General features: G+C 62.3%; 16 protein-coding genes. 1 reads left to right on the top strand and 15 read right to left on the bottom strand.

All coding sequences use genetic code 11. The features are described 5' to 3' along the window. Positions 1–15 precede the first annotated feature (15 nt). The 9 genes from yoaA to ACQ4WQ_RS03380 all read right to left on the bottom strand — a co-directional run bounded on the left by yoaA (position 16) and on the right by ACQ4WQ_RS03380 (position 11,713). The gene (gene yoaA, locus ACQ4WQ_RS03420) at positions 16–2,070 is read right to left on the bottom strand and encodes a DNA repair helicase YoaA (RefSeq protein ID WP_436494687.1); all 2,055 of its coding nucleotides are present in this window, start codon (positions 2,068–2,070) and stop codon (positions 16–18) included. 43 nt (positions 2,071–2,113) lie between these two features. Next, positions 2,114–2,314 (bottom strand): YdcH family protein, encoded by a 201-nt coding sequence (locus tag ACQ4WQ_RS03415; RefSeq protein ID WP_034752051.1) that lies wholly within the window; start codon positions 2,312–2,314, stop codon positions 2,114–2,116. 138 nt (positions 2,315–2,452) lie between these two features. Further along, entirely contained in the window at positions 2,453–3,172 is a 720-nt protein-coding gene (locus ACQ4WQ_RS03410; RefSeq protein ID WP_436494685.1) for a hypothetical protein, read from the bottom strand. Positions 3,173–3,188: 16 nt separating this feature from the next. After that, positions 3,189–4,286: a cell division protein ZapE gene (gene zapE, locus ACQ4WQ_RS03405; protein ID WP_436494683.1), complete on the bottom strand. Its 1,098-nt coding sequence runs from the start codon at positions 4,284–4,286 to the stop codon at positions 3,189–3,191. A gap of 70 nt (positions 4,287–4,356) precedes the next feature. Continuing rightward, the gene (gene lpdA / locus ACQ4WQ_RS03400; RefSeq protein ID WP_035820749.1) at positions 4,357–5,787 is read right to left on the bottom strand and encodes a dihydrolipoyl dehydrogenase; all 1,431 of its coding nucleotides are present in this window, start codon (positions 5,785–5,787) and stop codon (positions 4,357–4,359) included. Continuing rightward, positions 5,777–6,160 (bottom strand): PspC domain-containing protein, encoded by a 384-nt coding sequence (locus ACQ4WQ_RS03395; protein WP_436494681.1) that lies wholly within the window; start codon positions 6,158–6,160, stop codon positions 5,777–5,779. Before ACQ4WQ_RS03395 ends, lpdA begins: the two co-directional genes overlap by 11 nt. Positions 6,161–6,254: 94 nt before the next feature. Next, positions 6,255–7,511: a 2-oxoglutarate dehydrogenase complex dihydrolipoyllysine-residue succinyltransferase gene (gene odhB / locus ACQ4WQ_RS03390; protein WP_436494679.1), complete on the bottom strand. Its 1,257-nt coding sequence runs from the start codon at positions 7,509–7,511 to the stop codon at positions 6,255–6,257. A 117-nt stretch (positions 7,512–7,628) separates the two neighbouring features. Continuing rightward, positions 7,629–10,481 (bottom strand): 2-oxoglutarate dehydrogenase E1 component, encoded by a 2,853-nt coding sequence (locus ACQ4WQ_RS03385; RefSeq protein ID WP_326458842.1) that lies wholly within the window; start codon positions 10,479–10,481, stop codon positions 7,629–7,631. A 257-nt stretch (positions 10,482–10,738) separates the two neighbouring features. After that, complete coding sequence (locus ACQ4WQ_RS03380; protein ID WP_436494677.1) at positions 10,739–11,713, bottom strand: LysR family transcriptional regulator; 975 nt, start codon at positions 11,711–11,713, stop codon at positions 10,739–10,741. Between the two features lie 116 nt (positions 11,714–11,829). Between ACQ4WQ_RS03380 and ACQ4WQ_RS03375 the strand changes: the two genes are divergently transcribed. Next, the gene (locus tag ACQ4WQ_RS03375) at positions 11,830–12,285 is read left to right on the top strand and encodes an MBL fold metallo-hydrolase (protein ID WP_436494675.1); all 456 of its coding nucleotides are present in this window, start codon (positions 11,830–11,832) and stop codon (positions 12,283–12,285) included. A 17-nt stretch (positions 12,286–12,302) separates the two neighbouring features. Here ACQ4WQ_RS03375 and ACQ4WQ_RS03370 read toward each other — a convergent pair whose 3' ends face one another. The 6 genes from ACQ4WQ_RS03370 to sdhA all read right to left on the bottom strand — a co-directional run bounded on the left by ACQ4WQ_RS03370 (position 12,303) and on the right by sdhA (position 17,860). Continuing rightward, entirely contained in the window at positions 12,303–12,845 is a 543-nt protein-coding gene (locus tag ACQ4WQ_RS03370; RefSeq protein ID WP_436494673.1) for an NAD(P)H-dependent oxidoreductase, read from the bottom strand. A gap of 225 nt (positions 12,846–13,070) precedes the next feature. Further along, positions 13,071–13,412, bottom strand: a complete 342-nt coding sequence (locus ACQ4WQ_RS03365) for a winged helix-turn-helix transcriptional regulator (RefSeq protein WP_436494671.1) — start codon at positions 13,410–13,412, stop codon at positions 13,071–13,073. Positions 13,413–13,536: 124 nt separating this feature from the next. Continuing rightward, entirely contained in the window at positions 13,537–14,838 is a 1,302-nt protein-coding gene (gltA, locus tag ACQ4WQ_RS03360; protein ID WP_034752071.1) for a citrate synthase, read from the bottom strand. A 121-nt stretch (positions 14,839–14,959) separates the two neighbouring features. Continuing rightward, entirely contained in the window at positions 14,960–15,241 is a 282-nt protein-coding gene (locus ACQ4WQ_RS03355; RefSeq protein ID WP_034752073.1) for an FAD assembly factor SdhE, read from the bottom strand. A gap of 117 nt (positions 15,242–15,358) precedes the next feature. Further along, on the bottom strand, positions 15,359–16,069 hold the full coding sequence (locus ACQ4WQ_RS03350) for a succinate dehydrogenase iron-sulfur subunit (RefSeq protein WP_034752075.1): 711 nt from the start codon (positions 16,067–16,069) through the stop codon (positions 15,359–15,361). 9 nt (positions 16,070–16,078) lie between these two features. Further along, a complete protein-coding gene (gene sdhA / locus ACQ4WQ_RS03345) occupies positions 16,079–17,860 on the bottom strand; it encodes a succinate dehydrogenase flavoprotein subunit (protein ID WP_070219191.1) in 1,782 nt (593 codons plus the stop codon). Between the last annotated feature and the right edge of the window lie 2 nt (positions 17,861–17,862).

Genomic DNA, 17,862 nt, shown 5'->3' with positions numbered 1-17,862 from the left:
GCCGGCAAGCAGGACTTAAGCGCCCTTGGCGGGCAGGTTGCGGAAGAACTCCACGACTTCGGCGGTATCGCGCGTGCGCTTGAACGGCGGCAGGCTTTGCCAGATGCGCTTGCCATACGGCTTGGAAATGAGGCGCGGATCGCAGATCATCAGCACGCCCCGGTCGCCCTCGTCGCGGATCAGCCGGCCGGCGCCCTGCTTCAGGTTGATGATGGCTTCCGGCAGCGAATGGTGCATGAAGCCGTTCTTGCCCTGCTTTTCCATCACTTCGATGCGCGCGGCCAGCACCGGGTCGTCCGGCGGCGCGAACGGCAGCTTGTCGATGATGACGAGGGACAAGGCATCGCCGCGCACGTCGACGCCTTCCCAGAAGCTCTGGCTGCCGATCAGCACGCCATTGCCGGCGGCGCGGAACTGGTCGAGCAATTCCGTGCGGCCCTTTTCTCCCTGCACGAACAGGGGGAAGTTCAGGCCGCGCTGCTTGAATTCGTCAGCCAGGCGCTCGGCCGCGCGCTTGACGGCGCGCAAGGTGGTGCACAGGAAGAAGGTGCGCCCGCCCGCCGCCTCGATGATGGGCAGGGCGCAGTCGATGACGGCATCCGTGTAGCCCAGCGAGTTCGGCTGCGGCAGGTTTTGCGGCACGAACAGCAAGCCCTGCTGGCCATAGTCGAACGGGCTCGGCCACGTATGCGACGGTTCGCCCGTCAAGCCCATCTGTTCGGAAAAATGCTTGAAGTCGTTTTTCACGGCCAGGGTGGCCGACGTAAAAATCCAGCTGCGCGGCGTGCCTTCGCGCTGGTTGTTGAAGATCGGCGCGATCGACAATGGCGTTTTGTGCAACTGCAGGGAACTGGAAAACGCTTCCACCCAGAACACGGCTTCTTCGCCGGCCGCCACTTTCGCCTTCGGGTCGAACTTCCAGCCGCTCAGCTGCTGCGCCAGCTCGACGCCGCGCACCCTGCACTGTTCCAGCGTTTCCGCCCGTTCCGCCTGGGTTTCCAGCACGGCCACCATGCCGTCAAGCTCATCCTTGAGGGTGTCGAGCGCGGGAAAGAAGTCGCTCGACGGGGCGATCTGCGGCAAGGACAGGCGCACGATATCCTGCGGGAACGTCAAGCGCAGGTCGCGCGCCGCCTTTTCCACCACCGTGACCGTCTTGGCCCAGTCGATGCCGCGCGCATGGGCCAGGCCCTCGGCCAGCACGTCGCGGCACAGTTCCAGGATTTGCGAGGTCGACACCGTGTTACCGAAGAACAAGGTGGCCGTATCGGGCAACTGGTGCGCTTCGTCGAAGATGATGGTATTGGCCGAAGGCAGCAATTCCGCCACGCCCGTGTCCTTCAGGGCCACGTCGGCAAAGAACAAATGGTGGTTGACCACCACCACGTCGGCCTGCTGCGCTTCCTTGCGGGCCTTCATGACGAAGCAATCCTGGTAATACTGGCATTCTGCGCCCATGCAGGTGTCGCGCGTGGACGTCACCAGGTTCCAGATCATGGCGTTTTCCGGCACCTTGGTCAGCTCGGCCTTGTCGCCGGAACTGGTCATCTTGATGAAACGCGAAATTTCGCGCAGATGGCCCACGTCGTCGCGCGAGGTCATGCGGCCGTTCTGCAGGGTGCGTTCCAGGTGATAGTGGCAGACGTAGTTCGAGCGGCCCTTCAGCAGGGCGACGGAAACGGGCGCCTGCAGCGCGGCGCGCACGGTGGGGATATCGCGCAGGAACAATTGATCCTGCAAGTTCTTCGTGCCGGTAGACACGATGGTCTTGCCGCCCCACATCAGGGCCGGCACCAGATAGGCGAAGGTCTTGCCGGTGCCCGTGCCCGCCTCGGCGATCAGGGTCGTCTGGCTGTCGATGGCGCTGGCGATGGCCTTGGCCATTTCCGTTTGCGAACGGCGCGGCTTGTAGCTGCCCACGGCCGGACCGAGCGGGCCGCCAGCGCCAAACAGGCGCTCGATGTCGGCATCATGCTTGCCAGGCGCCGCCTGCGGTTCGGCGGGCAGACGGGCCTGCAGATCGGCAGGCTGGCCGTCCGGGTTGACTGGCAATAAATTGTGATCGGTCAAAATATACTTAGGTGAAGGCTGGACTGGACGCTACTGGCGCCCCTCAGGCGGGAACGTCGGGCACCAACTGCATTTTCAGCAAGGTGATGTGATCCTTCAATTGCAATTTGCGCTTTTTCAGGCGGCGCAGCTGCAGCTCGTCATGGTGACCATCGAGTATCAGCAACTCGATGACGGCATCGAGGTCGCGGTGTTCCACGTTGAGTTCAATCAGGCGCCGCTCTATTTGCTGTGCATCGCTCATGTGTTGCGTTCCAGGCAGTGTTGGTAACAATGGTGCTAAACCGGCGCGCGCAGCGTGCGCAGGCAGCCATAGTGCATAGTTTAACCTGCCGCGCGGCTTAGGGCACGCCATTTCCGGCGCCCCCCCTGCACGGCGCAGTTATTTGACCGGCGGCACAGGCACGGCAACGGCCGGCGTGCTGGCGGCGGCGGCCGCCTTGGCGGCCTTGGCATCGGCTTCGGCCTGGCGTTCGGCCAGGCGCTGGGCCACGCGTTTCTGGCGCGCCACGGCGTCGGCCTGTTTTTTCGCATAGGCTGCTTCGCGGGCGGCGCGGCGCGGCGCCTCGACCGCATCGTCGGCGGCCTGTTTCGCCACTTTCGCCGCTTGCTCGGCCTCGCGCTCGGCAACGCTCTTGCCTTGCGGCTTGGGCGGCGCCGGCTCGGGCATGACCACTTTCACGGGCTTGGGCACGGCCGCGGCCCGCTGCTCGGCGTCGAGGCGCGCACTTTCCTGCGTCCGGGCCAGGTCGATATCGCGCAGGCGCACGGACTCGGCGCGCTTGAAGTAATTCGCTTCGGCATCGACGGCGCGCAGGCGCACGAGGATCAGGCGGCGCTTTTCCTTGGCCTTGTCGAGACAGTTATTCACGAAAAACTTGTTATAGCACTCCAGTTCGCGCGCGGCAAACTCGTTTTCCGCCGCTTCGCGCTCGCTGGCCGACTGCTTCAGCTTGGCGTCCGCCTCTTCCACGGACAAGGTGGCGGGCACCTGCGGTGCGCCGACCTCATCCAACGCCGCGGCACCCTGGTGCGCGCAGGCGGTCAACGCCAGGACCAGGCCCAGCGCCGCACCCAGCTTGTATAGTGTATTTGCCATCATGTTCCTTATCCCTGCCTCAAACGATCGCGTCGGCCGCGCCGCGCTGTTCTTTTTCCATGTATTCGCGCGATTGCATCTCGATGATACGCGAAACGGTGCGGTGAAACTCGTTGGCCAGCATGCCGTTCGTGTACAGCTGGTCCGGCGGCACTTCGGCCGACATGATCAGCTTGACCTTCTGGTCGTAAAACACGTCGATCAGCCAGGTAAAGCGGCGCGCCTCGGACGACTGCGCCGCCGACATGGCCGGTATGCCGGACAATATCACCGTATGGAAGCGGCTGGCGATTTCCAGGTAGTCATTTTGCGAGCGGGGCCCGCCGCACAAGGTGGCGAAATCGAACCAGATGATGCCGCCGGCGCGGCGCAGGCAGTGGATTTCGCGGCTCTCGATGCGGATGCGCGCGTCTTCGTCGGCCGTCTCGGCGATGCGCGTGTAGGCGTCGCGCAGGGCCCGGTCCGTGTCCGCGCCCAGCGGCGTATAGTAGCTTTCCACCTGTTCCAGCGCGCGGCCGCGGTAATCGACGCCCGCGTCGACGTTGATCACGTCGAGCTTGTCCTTGAGCAGCGCGATGGTCGGCAGCATGCGGTCGCGGTGCAGGCCGTCCGGATACAGCAGGTCCGGATCGTAATTCGAAGTCATGATGAAGGACACGCCATTGGCGAACAGGGCCGACAGCAGGTTGTACAGGATCATCGCGTCGGCGATGTCCGAGACGTGGAATTCATCGAAACAGATGAGCCGGTATTTCTTGGCGATGCGCTTGGCCACCTCGTCGAGCGGGTCGGCCACGCCTTTCAATTCATCGAGCTGCTGGTGCACACCGCGCATGAATTCGTGGAAGTGCAGGCGCGTCTTGCGCACCAGGGGCACGACCGAGTAAAAACTGTCCATCAGGAACGATTTGCCGCGCCCCACCCCACCCCACATGTACACGCCTTTCGGCACGGCGGGACGGTTCAGCAGGCGCTTGAAGGTGCTCGAGCGCTGGCCCTTGTAGGCCACCCACTCGTCATAGCACAGCTGCAGGCGGTCGACCGCGCGCCGTTGGGCGGCATCGGCCTTGAAATCACGCTTCTGCAACGCGTGCTGGTAAAACTCTTCTACGTTCATGGGATTCGCTTTAACGCACAAGGGCGCCGGCGGAAAAAATCCGCGAGCGCCCCTGCTGGACTAACTACAATTAAAAGTTCAACGTACGCTTGTCAACAGCCAGTGCCGCTTCCTTGGTCGCTTCGGACAGCGATGGGTGAGCGTGGCAGATGCGCGCGATGTCTTCGGCCGAAGCCTTGAATTCCATCGCCACGACGGCTTCGGAAATCAGTTCGGACGCCATCGGGCCGACGATGTGCACGCCGAGGATTTCATCGGTCGTCGCATCGGCCAGGAATTTCACCATGCCCGAGGTGTCGCCCAGCGCGCGCGCACGGCCGTTGGCCATGAACGGGAAGGTGCCGGCCTTGTAGGCGATGCCTTCCGCCTTCAGGGTTTGCTCGGTCTTGCCGACCCACGCGATTTCCGGCGAGGTGTAGATCACCCAAGGAATCGTGTTGAAGTTGGTGTGGCCATGCTGGCCGGCGATACGCTCGGCCACGGCAACGCCTTCTTCTTCGGCCTTGTGTGCCAGCATCGGACCGCGCACGACGTCGCCCACTGCCCAGACGTTCGGCAGGTTGGTCTTGCAGTCGCCGTCGACGGCGATGAAGCCGCGCTCGTCCAGCTGCAGGCCGACCTTGTCGGCACCCAGGCCGTTCGTGTTCGGCGTGCGGCCGATCGAGATGATCAGCTTGTCGAACACGGCTTTTTGCGCTTCGCCCTTGGCGTCCACGAATTCCACGGTGACGTCTTTCTTGCCTGGCGTGATCGCACCGATCTTGCAACCGAGGTTGATCTTCAAGCCTTGCTTGGTGAACAGCTTCGACGCTTCCTTGGCGATCTGCTCGTCGACGGCGCCCAGGAAGACCGGCAGGCCTTCCAGCACGGTGACGTCGGAACCCAGGCGGCGCCAGACGCTGCCCATTTCCAGGCCGATCACGCCGGCACCGATGACGCCCAGCTTGGCGGGTACGGCGTCGATGGCCAGCGCGCCCGTGTTCGACAGGATCAGTTTCTCGTCGAATGGTGCGCCCGGCAGTTCGCGTGCGTTCGAACCCGTGGCGATGACCACGTGCTTGGCGCTCAGGGTTTCATTGGCTTCGCCCGTCACGCTGATCTCGTACGCGCCAGCGGCGGCGGCGGCAAAAGCGGCGCGACCGTGGAAGAAGGCGATCTTGTTCTTCTTGAACAGATACAGGATGCCGTCGTTGTTTTGCTTGACGACGGTGTCCTTGCGCTTGAGCATCTGGCCCAGGTTCAGCTTCAGGCCGGCGACGTCGATACCGTGCTCGGCGAAGCTGTGGCCCGCGTGTTCGAAATGCTCGGACGATTGCAGCAGCGCTTTCGACGGGATGCAGCCGACGTTGGTGCAGGTACCGCCAGGAGCGGCGCCGCCCTTGGCGTTCGACCACTCGTCGACGCAAGCGACGGAAAAGCCCAGCTGCGCTGCGCGGATGGCGGCGATGTAGCCGCCAGGGCCCGCGCCGATGACAACTACGTCAAATTGTTTAGTACTCATGTTTTGTTATTCCAATCTCTTCGTCTGGTACGAAAATCCACAATAGAAGGTAAATCACCACGCCGAAGCCGAAGGTCAATGTAAACAGGACGAAGACGAGGCGCCAGATCCACGCTTCCATGCCGGAAGCGCGGCCCAGGCCGCCGCAGACGCCGCCGAGCCAGCGGTCGTTGCGCGAACGGCGCAGGCGGTTGAATTCCTGCACCAGGTCGTTCGACGGGCCGGAGGCGGCACCGGCGCCGGACGTGCTGTCCGGCTTGTCCAGGTTGATACTGCTCAGGAGCTTGGCTTTCGCTTGCGCGAATTCCGCGTCGCTCAGGGCGCCCGCCAGGTGCAACTCGTGCAGACGCTTGATTTCTTCAGAGACGTTCATGGGAATCCTCTTTCATTGAGATCAGCCAGCTGCGTCTTCTGGCAAGGGGTATCAGCTACATTGCCCCGGCGGCTACGCCGGGGGACTACAGTGCTTACAGGTCCAGCAGCAGGCGTGCAGGATCTTCCAGCGCTTCTTTCATCGCCACCAGGCCCAGGACGGCTTCACGGCCGTCGATGATGCGGTGGTCGTAGGACATGGCCAGGTAGTTCATCGGACGTACCACGATCTGGCCGTTTTCGACGACGGCGCGGTCCTTGGTCGCATGCACGCCCAGGATGGCCGATTGCGGCGGGTTGATGATCGGGGTCGACAGCATGGAGCCGAAGGTGCCGCCGTTCGAGATCGAGAACGTGCCGCCCGTCAGGTCGTCCAGGGTCAGCTTGCCTTCCTTGGCTTTCGCGCCGAATTCACCGATTTTTTTCTCGATGTCGGCGATCGACAGCTGGTCCGCGTTGCGGATGATAGGCACGACCAGGCCGCGCGGCGAACCGACAGCGATACCGATGTCGAAGTAGCCGTGGTAGACGATGTCGTTGCCGTCAACGGAGGCATTGATGATCGGGTACTTTTTCAGGGCGGCGACGGCGGCCTTGACGAAGAAGGACATGAAGCCCAGCTTGACGCCGTGCTCTTTCTCGAACTTGTCCTTGTACTTGTTGCGCAGGTCGATGACCGGCTGCATGTTCACTTCATTGAACGTGGTCAGGATGGCGTTCGTCGATTGCGATTGCAGCAGGCGCTCGGCGATACGTGCGCGCAGGCGGCTCATCGGCACGCGCTCTTCAGGGCGGTCGCCCAGGCTGGCGGCCGACGGCGTGGCAACTTGCTGCAGCGCTGGCTTGGCAGCGGCTGGCGCCAGTGGCGCGACAGCTGGCTTGGCGGAAGCGGCCAGGGCGTCGCCCTTGGTCACGCGGCCGTCCTTGCCCGAACCGGCGACGTCGCCAGCGGACAGGCCTTTTTCGGACAGGATCTTGGCGGCGGCAGGCATGGCGACATCGCCTTTGCTCGCAGCGGCTGGCGCCGAAGCGCTGGCGGTATCCTGGGCAGCGGCAGCCAGGGCTGGCGCAGGCACGGCCGACACTTCCATCGGGCTGACCTTGGCCGAGCCGTCGGTGTCGATGATGGCGATGACTTCGCCGGCGACGACGGTGGCGCCGTTATCCTTGATGATCTGCACGATCACGCCAGCGGCGGGCGCCGGCAGTTCCAGCACGACTTTATCGGTTTCGATATCGATCATGTTTTCGTCGCGCGCAACTGCTTCGCCGACTTTCTTGTGCCATGCCAGCAGGGTCGCTTCCGCGACCGATTCCGACAACTGGGGAACTTTGACTTCGATTTGTGCCATGTAAAACTCCGTTTATTTTGTTATTGCGGCGCCGCCCCTGCGTAGCAAAGGCGGCGCTCCGTCATGATGTATGCGAGCAGGCGCCATGCACTCGCATGGCGCCCCTTATCGAGCCAATTACTTGGTCAGGATAAAACCCTTCAGCTTCGAGAATGCCGTTTCCAGCAGGTCTTTTTGCTGGGCGTAGTGCTTGTCATAGTAACCGACAGCAGGCGACGCCGAAGCAGGACGGCCGGCGTAGGCCAGACGCTGACCCGATTCCAGGCCTTCGAAGATGTTGTGCTGGATCTGGAACCAGGCGCCCTGGTTTTGCGGCTCGTCCTGTGCCCAGACGACTTCGACCAGGTTCGGGAACTTCTTCAGTTCGGCAGCGAACGACTTGTGCGGGAACGGATACAGCTGTTCCAGGCGCACGATGGCCGTGTCGGTCTGGCCGCGGGTCTTGCGTGCGTTGACCAGGTCGTAGTAGACCTTGCCCGAGCAGGCGATGACGCGCTTGACCTTCTTGACGTCGATTTTGTCGTCGACTTCGCCGATGACGGTCTGGAAGCCGCCCTTGGCCAGGTCGGTCAGCGGCGAACCGGCATCCTTGTTGCGCAACAGCGACTTCGGCGTCAGGATGACCAGCGGCTTGCGGAACTGGCGCACCATCTGGCGGCGCAGCAAATGGAAGATCTGCGAAGCCGTCGTCGGCTGCACCACTTGCATGTTGTTGTCTGCGCACAGCTGCAGGAAACGCTCGGGACGCGCGGACGAGTGCTCAGGACCCTGGCCTTCGTAACCGTGCGGCAGCATCATGACCAGGCCCGAAGCGCGGCCCCACTTCACTTCGCCGGAGCTGATGAATTGGTCGATCACCACTTGCGCGCCGTTGGCGAAGTCGCCGAACTGGGCTTCCCAGATCGTCAGCGTGTTCGGTTCAGCGGTCGAGTAGCCGTATTCGAAGGCCAGTACGGCTTCTTCGGACAGCACCGAGTCGATGACGGTGAACGGCGCCTGGTTGTCCGACACGTTTTGCAGCGGAATGTAGGTACCTGCATCCCAACGCTCGCGGTTCTGGTCATGCAGCACGGCGTGGCGGTGCACGAAGGTGCCGCGGCCGGCATCCTGGCCCGTCAGGCGGATGGCGTAGCCGGACGATACCAGCGATGCGTAGGCCAGGTGTTCGCCCATGCCCCAGTCCAGGTTCATTTCGCCGCGGCCCATGGTGGCGCGGTCGCCCAGGACTTTTTCCACCAGCGAGTGGACCTTGAAGTCTTCCGGCACGGTGGTGATGCGGGTGGCCAGGCGCTTCAGTTCCGTCATCGGCACGGCGGTGTCGGCCGAATCGGTCCATTTCTTGTTCAGGAACGGCAGCCAGTCGACGGCGTACTTGTTCTTGAAGTTCGAGATGACCGGATCGACGGTGTGCTTGCCGGCGTCCATGGCGTCGCGGAACGCGGCCACCATCTTGTCGCCGCCATCGGCAGGGATCACGCCTTGCGCCACCAGCTTGTCCGCGTACAGCTTGCGGGTGCCTGGATGCTGGCCGATCTTCTTGTACATCAGCGGCTGCGTCAGTGCCGGCGTATCTTGCTCGTTGTGGCCCAGCTTGCGGTAGCAGATGATGTCGAGGACGATGTCCTTCTTGAATTCCATGCGGTAGTCGAGCGCGATCTGCGTCGCCAGCACCACGGCTTCCGGATCATCGGCATTGATGTGCAGGACCGGTGCTTCGATCATCTTGACGACGTCCGAGCAGTACAGGGTCGAGCGTGCATCGCGCGGGTCCGACGTGGTGAAACCGATCTGGTTGTTGATCACGATATGCACCGTGCCGCCGGTATGGTAGCCGCGGGTTTGCGCCAGATTCAGCGTTTCCATGACCACGCCCTGGCCGGCGAAAGCGGCATCGCCGTGCACCAGGATAGGCAGCACTTGCGCGCCCTGCGCGTCGCCGCGGCGGTCCATGCGGGCCTTGACGGAACCTTCGACCACAGGGTTGACGATTTCCAGGTGCGACGGGTTGAACGCCAGCGACAGGTGGACCGGGCCGCCTGCGGTGGAGATGTCCGACGAAAAGCCTTGATGGTATTTCACGTCGCCGGCAGGCAGGTCGTCGCCATGCTTGCCTTCGAATTCTTCGAACAGTTCCTGCGGCGCCTTGCCCAGGGTGTTCACCAGCACGTTCAGGCGGCCGCGGTGGGCCATGCCGATCACGATTTCCTGCACGCCTTTTTCGCCGGCGCGCTGGATGGTTTCATCCATCGAGGCGATGAAGGTTTCGCCGCCTTCCAGGGAGAAGCGCTTCTGGCCCACGTAGCGGGTGTGCAGATAGCGTTCCAGGCCTTCAGCCGCGGTCAGGCGGTCGAGGATGTGGATTTTTTTCTCTGGGGTGAAATTCGGGGTGGAGCGGATCGATTCCAGTTTCTCTTGCAGCCAGCGCTTTTCGGCCGGATCGGAGATGTACATGAATTCGGCGCCGATCGAACGCGTGTAGGTATCGCGCAGATAGTTGAGCAGATCGCGCAGAGTGGCGGTCTCGGGGCCAAAATAGGTATTGCTGATGTTGAACACGGTGTCCATGTCCGCATCGGTGAAACCGTAGAAGCTCGGCTCGAGCTCAGGGATCATCGGACGCTCCTGGCGTTGCAGCGGATCCAGGTTGGCCCAGTGCGAACCGAGGTAGCGGTAAGCGGCGATCAGCTGCGTGGCGGCGACGCGCTTGCGGCCCATTTCAGCATCGAAGGAAGCGGTCACTGTGCGGATCGGACCTGCTTTTGCGCGCTCGGCGAACGAGGCGACGACGGAGGCATGCGCCACGTCAGGCTTGTTGGTGCCATCGACGGCAGGCACGTGCTGCATTGCGTCGAAGTAGGAACGCCAGTTATCGGGTACCGAGCCTGGATTGTTCAGATACGCCTCGTACAGGTCTTCCACGTACGGAGCATTCCCACCGAACAGGTAGGAGTTGGTCGTTAATTGCTGCATATATTGCTCACCTTTCTTCGCGCTTCGCGAGGAATTAGCGGGTTAATCTAACCTTCCGCGACACGGCCTGACCGGTTAGCGGATTGCACATCAAGTTGTGGGGAAGGGCTTTTTTATTGCACCAGCATTCTGCATACCGTCATTTAGAATAGCACGCGGTATTGTAACGCAACAACTGCAAGTTGAATTTTATTTGGCAAGCAAATGTAAGCTGTGTTGTTGATTTTCCCGGGCTTGCAAGCCTGTCACTGTTGTGCTTACGGCACATCGGCGGCCCTGCCGGCATGCCGCTTGCGCCCGACTGGTCTGCCCGGCAACGGCCCCGCCGCGATCGCCGCCAGCCAATCGGGATCGCCGGCAAACCACTCCACCAGAAAGTCGAGCATGGTGCGCAGCAGCGGCGACATGTGCTGGCGCGAAGTGTAGACACCATAGATGCCCATGTCCTGCGGCACGTAGGCAGGCAGCAGTTCCACCAGCTGCCCGCTGGCGATCAGCGGCGCGGCCGAATAGCGCGGCTGCATGGCGATGCCCGCCCCCGCCACCGTGGCCACCAGCAGGACCAGCGACTCATTCGCCGACAAACGGCCGCTGACGGGGACAGTGAGCGCTTCCCCGTCATGCGTAAATTGCCACAGGCTCTTGCCGAAATACGTATAGGTCAGGCAGTTGTGCAGGGCCAGGTCTTGCGCCCGGCGCGGCGTGCCGTGCGCCGCCAGGTACGATGGTGCGGCGCACACCACCGACGCGCAGCTGGCCAACTGGCGCGCGATCAGGTTCGGCTCGAGCGCGTTCGTGATGCGGATCGCCAGGTCGATGCGCTGCTCCACCAGGTTGACGGCGCGGTTCTCCATCTGCAGGTCGACGGCGGCGCGCGGGTAACGCCGCAGGTAAGCGGTCACTGCGCCAGCGAGGGCCGTCTGCGCCAGCGATTGCGAGCAGGTAATGCGCAGCAAGCCATGCGGCGTGTCGAGGCCCTCGGGCGAAGCGACGGCCATGGCGCCGGCCACGTCCAGCATCTGCCGGCAGCGCGCCAGGGTGGCCTCGCCCGCATCCGTCAGGCTCAGCCGGCGCGTGGTGCGATGCAACAGGCGCGCCCCCGCCCACTGCTCCATCTCGGCCAGGTAGCGCGTCACCATCGCGCGCGACATGTCGAGCGCCTCGCTGGCGGCCACCATGCTGCCCCGCTCGGCGATGGCGACGAATACTTGTGCGGCGGTGATACGGTCCATGCGCTACTCCCTCGATTCATCCGATCCATGCAACTAAGTATTGCAATCTACCCTATTTGTCGCGCCTGGTCGAAAGGATAATATGCGACATGAGCATCTAATGCAGAAAGAATAATATGTTTGCACGCGCAGCCCGTCCCTCCCGCACCCTGGAAACCTTCCAGCTGGATGTGCTGGGCTGCGCACCGTCCACCTCTCTGCTGCTGAGCGGCGTGGCCGATGCCATCCTCGTCAATGCCCAGTTCCTGCGCGACGATGCGGCGCAGTTAGTGCGCACCATCGCCGCCAGCGGCAAGCGCCTGACCACCATCTATATCAGCGCGGCCGAACCGCAAGCCTATTTCGGCCTGGGCGTGCTGCGGCAAGCCTTTCCGCAAGCCCGCATCCTCGCCAGCGGCGCCACGGTCGAGGCGATCCGCCGCCAGGCCGGCGCCAGGGTCGCCCACTGGGGCGGCATCCTCAAGCACAATGCGCCGCGCTGCATCGTCATGCCCCAGCCCTATGAGGGCAGCAGCCTGCAGCTGGAGGGGCGGCAGGTCGCGCTGCGCCAGCTGGAAGCGGCCTTGAACTGAGGCCGCACCGGCCGGCTCTACAACGCGGCCAGGAAGCGCTCATACTCTTGCGCGCTGCGCGCCAGCCGCTCGGCATAGCCCGTTTCCTTCGGCCCGTCTTCCGCGCCATAGAAGGCAAAGAAGCGACGGTTATCGGCGCCGATATACGCCAGGGTGACATCGAACGGCGCCAGCAGCTGCGCCAGGGTGACGTTCCACTTGCCTTGCGGCGTGAAGTCTTCCTGGCGGATGCCGGCCGTGACGCCCAGCGCCACCTTGCGGCCCTTGAAGGCATCGCCGCCCGTGCCATAGGCCCAGCCATACGCCAGCACCTCGTCGAGCCATTGCTTGAGCAAGGGCGGGCAGTTGAACCAGTACACGGGGAACTGCAAGACCACGTGGGCGTGCGCCGCCACCAGCGCCTGCTCGCGCGCCACATCGATCTTTCCGTCAGGATAAGCCTGGTACACGTCGTGGATGGTATAGCGGTCCGGATACCGCGCCAGCTCCTGCAGCCAGCGCTTGTTGGCCACCGACGTGGCGATGGAGGGATGGAAGACGATCACAAGGGTTTTCATCATGCTGCTTTCCTGAAAATGAGAGGGACGCACCGGCCCCGCCTTCTCAGGAAAGCAGGCAAGCCGATGCCCTGCCCCATGGCGCGCCGCACGTGGCCGCGCGCTTCCAAGGGCAGAAACAGCATAGCCATGCTGGGTACTTTTCACAAGTACGCACATTAACTGCTCATACCATACAAAAAGTAAGCTACTAGACTATGGAAAAGCGCCTTGCCATGTGCATCGGTATCAGACTGGCTGGTGCCGCTCGCCCCACTCGCACAGGGTATGCAGCACAGGGATCAGCGAGTCACCCTTGCTGGAGAGCGAGTATTCCACCTTGGGCGGCACTTGCGGATATTCCCGGCGGACGATCAGCGCGTCCGCCTCCAGCTCCTTCAGCACGACGCTGAGGGTCTTGAAGGCGATGCCGCCCAGATGGCGCTTGAGTTCGTTATGCCGCAGCACCTTGTTTTCCGCCAGCGCGTACAGGATCAGCATCTTGTATTTCCCGCCGATCAGCGACAAGGTGTAGCCAAATGCAGTATCGCCGAGGGCCACGCCGCTGGGGGCGCAGGTTTCTTCATTCATCGCGTTGTGCTTCCTGTTGGTCAGAGTGCAAGCATAACAGCCCGGCGGCCCCGGCTTGCGTCGAGCACGCGCATAAAAAAACGGGCCGAAGCCCGTTTTTTTGTTTGCGCGATACCGCTCTGGATTAACGCTTGTCCAGGGGCAGTACTTCACGCGTGGTCGAACCGACGAACAGCTGGCGCGGACGGCCGATCTTTTGCTCTGGGTCGGCGATCATTTCGTTCCACTGGGCGATCCAGCCGATCGTACGGGCCATAGCGAAGATACCGGTGAACAGCGACACAGGGATGCCCAGCGCCGATTGCACGATGCCCGAGTAGAAGTCGACGTTCGGGTACAGTTTGCGCGACACGAAGTATTCGTCGTTCAGCGCAATCTTTTCCAGTTCCATCGCCAGCTTGAACAGCGGATCGTCTTGCAGACCCAGTTCTTGCAGCACTTCGTAGCAGGTTTCACGCATCAGCTTGGCGCGTGGATCGAAGTTCTTGTACACGCGGTGGCCAAAGCCCATCAGCTTGACGCCCGAGTTCTTGTCCTTGACTTGCGCGATGAAGGCAGGGATGTTCTCGACGGTGCCGATTTCTTTCAGCATGTTCAGTGCCGCTTCGTTGGCGCCGCCGTGGGCAGGGCCCCACAGGCAGGCGATACCGGCAGCGATACAGGCGAACGGGTTGGCGCCCGACGAACCGGCCAGACGGACGGTCGAAGTCGATGCGTTTTGCTCGTGGTCCGCGTGCAGGATCAGGATGCGGTCCAGGGCGCGCACCAGCACGTCGTTGACCTTGTACTCTTCGCACGGGTTGGCGAACATCATGTGCATGAAGTTGGCGCTGTACGACAGGTCGTTGCGTGGGTACACGAACGGCTGGCCGACCGAGTACTTGTAGGTCATGGCGACCAGGGTCGGCATCTTGGCGATCAGGCGGATGGCCGACACTTCGCGGTGACGCGGGTCGTTGATGTCCAGCGAGTCATGGTAGAACGATGCCAGCGCGCCGACGGTGCCCACCAGGACCGACATCGGATGCGCGTCGCGGCGGAAGCCGCGGAAGAAGAATTGCATCTGTTCGTGCACCATCGTGTGCTTGGTGACGGTGTCGACGAACTTGGCCTTCTGCGCCGCGTTCGGCAGTTCGCCGTTCAGCAGCAGGTAGCACGATTCCATGAAGTCGGCGTTGACGGCCAACTGTTCGATCGGGTAACCACGGTACAGCAGCTCGCCCTTGTCGCCGTCGATGTAGGTGATCGACGAATTGCAGGCGGCCGTCGACATAAAGCCTGGGTCGTAGGTGAACTTGCCGCTACCGGCGTACAGTTTGCGGATGTCGATGACGTCCGGGCCAACCGTGCCTTTGTAGATTGGAAATTCAAGCGATGGGCTGCCATCGGAGAACGACAGGGTAGCTTTTGTGTCAGAGATATTCATGGGCTCTTCCTTCTCGGGAGTGAGTCGAAATTAAAATCAAAAATTCTGGCTGCAATTCGCACCGCATTCGGCAGTGCTACAGCGCGCCACTCGCACCGTTTGCAATATATCGCCCAGGCGTCTAGGCAATGCGCAGTCGTTGCAGCAGTGCGCGCACATGCGGCAGATCGACTTCGCCTTCCGGCTCTTTACGGGCCAGTACCAGATCCATTAACGCATTGTCCGATAAATCCAGCAAACGCGTCAGCGCGTCAACTTCTTCATCGGTCAATTCGGTTTCATACGCATCGAGAAAACGGGTCAGGATAATGTCGTTTTCCAGCAGGCCACGGCGTGAACGCCAGCGCAGGCGGGCGCGGTTGGCCGGGTCGGCCTGATGCGAGGACAAAATTGATTCTGTCATTTGGTTTACCACTTTACGTGTGCCTCGCGGCACGGTGCTGCTTTGCAGGCGCCGCCTGCAGGCAAGAGAGGATACCCTCTTCCGGCAAACGGCGCCCGGCGGACGCGATCAGGAGGATCAGATCGCGCGGCGGACCATCAATTCCTTGATCTTGCCGATCGCCTTGTTCGGGTTCAACCCTTTCGGGCAGACGTCGACGCAGTTCATGATCGAATGGCAACGGAACAGGCGATACGGGTCTTCCAGATTGTCCAGACGCGCGCCGGTGGCTTCGTCGCGCGAATCGGCGATGAAGCGGTAGGCTTGCAGCAGGCCGGCCGGGCCGACGAACTTGTCCGGATTCCACCAGAACGACGGGCACGACGTGGAGCAGCATGCGCACAGGATGCACTCGTACAGGCCATCGAGTTCTTCGCGCTGTTCCGGCGACTGCAGGCGCTCTTTTTCAGGCGGGATCGAATCGTTGATCAGGAAAGGCTTGATCGAATCGTATTGCTTGAAAAATTGCGTCATGTCGACGATCAGGTCGCGGATGACCGGCAAGCCTGGCAACGGGCGCAGCACGATAGGCTCCGACAGTTCGTTCAGGTTGGTGGTGCATGCCAGGCCGTTCTTGCCGTTGATGTTCATCGCGTCCGAACCGCACACGCCTTCGCGGCACGAGCGGCGCAGGGCCAGCGAGTCATCGACGTCCGCCTTGATGCGCTGCAGTGCGTCGAGCAGCATCTTGTCGGTGTCTTTCAGTTCGACCGTCAGGTCTTGCATGTACGGCTTGGCATCCTGGTCAGGATCGTAGCGGTAGATTTTGAATTTAAGAGTGCGTGCCATGGTATAGCCTTAGAAAGTACGTGGTTTCGGTTTGAAGGTATCAACCGTCAGCGGCTTGGTCACGACTGGCTTGTATTCCAGTCGGTTGCCTTCCGAATACCACAGAGTATGCTTCATCCAGTTCTCGTCGTCGCGTTGCGGATGGTCGTCCTGAGCGTGCGCGCCGCGCGATTCCTTGCGGGCCGCTGCCGAAACGATGGTCGCTTTCGCCGTTTCGATCAGGTTGTCCAGCTCCAGCGCTTCCACGCGGGCCGTGTTGAAGACCATCGATTTATCCTTGAAGGAGACGTGCTTGCGGCGCTCGTCGAGCTTCATGATTTCTTCGACGCCCTTGTTCAGCATCTCGTCGGTACGGAACACGCCGCAGTACTTCTGCATCGTTGCGCGGATGTCGTTCGCCACGCCCTGCACGGTTTCCGTGCCGGTCGAGTTTTCCAGGCGCGCCAGGCGGCCCATGGCAAAATCGGCAGCATCGGCTGGCAAAGGCTTGTTTTCCTTGGCTTTCAGGCCGCTGTTGACGATGTGGTTGCCGGCCGCGCGGCCGAAGACCACCAGGTCGAGCAGCGAGTTCGTGCCCAGGCGGTTGGCGCCGTGCACGGAGACGCAGGCGCATTCGCCGATCGCGTACAGGCCGTTGACGACTTTCGCCGAATTGTCCGGACCGGTCGGGGTGACGACCTGGCCGTGGATGTTCGTCGGGATGCCGCCCATCTGGTAGTGAATCGTCGGCACGACAGGGATCGGTTCCTTGGTGGCGTCGACGTTAGCGAACTTGTGGCCGATTTCCAGGATCGACGGCAGGCGCTTGGCGATGGTGTCGGCGCCGATATGGCGCAGGTCCAGCATCACGTGGTCCTTGTTCGGACCGCAGCCGCGGCCTTCCTTGATTTCCTGGTCCATCGAACGCGAGACGAAGTCGCGCGGCGCCAGATCCTTCAGGGTCGGCGCATAGCGCTCCATGAAGCGTTCGCCTTCGCTATTGATCAGGATGCCGCCTTCGCCGCGCACGCCTTCGGTGATCAATACGCCCGCGCCGGCCACGCCGGTCGGGTGGAACTGCCAGAATTCCATGTCCTGCAGCGGCAGGCCGGCGCGTGCCGCCATGCCCATGCCGTCGCCCGTGTTGATGAAGGCGTTGGTCGACGCGGCGAAGATACGGCCTGCGCCGCCCGTTGCCATGACCGTCGTCTTTGCTTCCAGGATCATGCATTCGCCGGTTTCCATTTCCAGCGCAACAACACCGATCACGTCGCCTTCGGCGTCACGGATCAGGTCGAGCGCCATCCATTCGACGAAGAAGTGCGTACGGGCGCGCACGTTGCGCTGGTACAGCGTGTGCAACAGGGCGTGACCGGTACGGTCGGCTGCCGCGCAAGCGCGCTGCACCGGCTTTTCACCGAAGTGGGCCGTGTGGCCGCCGAACGGACGCTGATAGATGGTGCCGTCAGGGTTGCGGTCGAACGGCATGCCGAAGTGTTCCAGTTCGTACACGACCTTCGGTGCTTCGCGGCACATGAATTCGATGGCATCCTGGTCGCCCAGATAGTCGCCGCCCTTGACGGTGTCGAACATGTGCCAGAACCAGTTGTCTTCGGCCATGTTGCCGAGCGACGCGCCGATACCGCCCTGCGCTGCCACGGTGTGCGAGCGGGTCGGGAAGACTTTCGACAGAACTGCGACGTTCAGGCCGGCTTCAGCCAGCTGCAACGACGCGCGCATGCCGGAACCGCCGGCGCCAACGATGACCGCATCAAAGCGGCGGGTAGGGATTGCAGATTTATATGCTGCCACGA

Origin of the sequence: Janthinobacterium goodfellowi (assembly GCF_051380695.1) — a bacterium.
GTDB lineage: Bacteria > Pseudomonadota > Gammaproteobacteria > Burkholderiales > Burkholderiaceae_D > Janthinobacterium.
The sequence above is the reverse complement of the archived record's forward strand: the minus strand, read 5'-3'. Positions and strand labels throughout refer to the sequence as shown.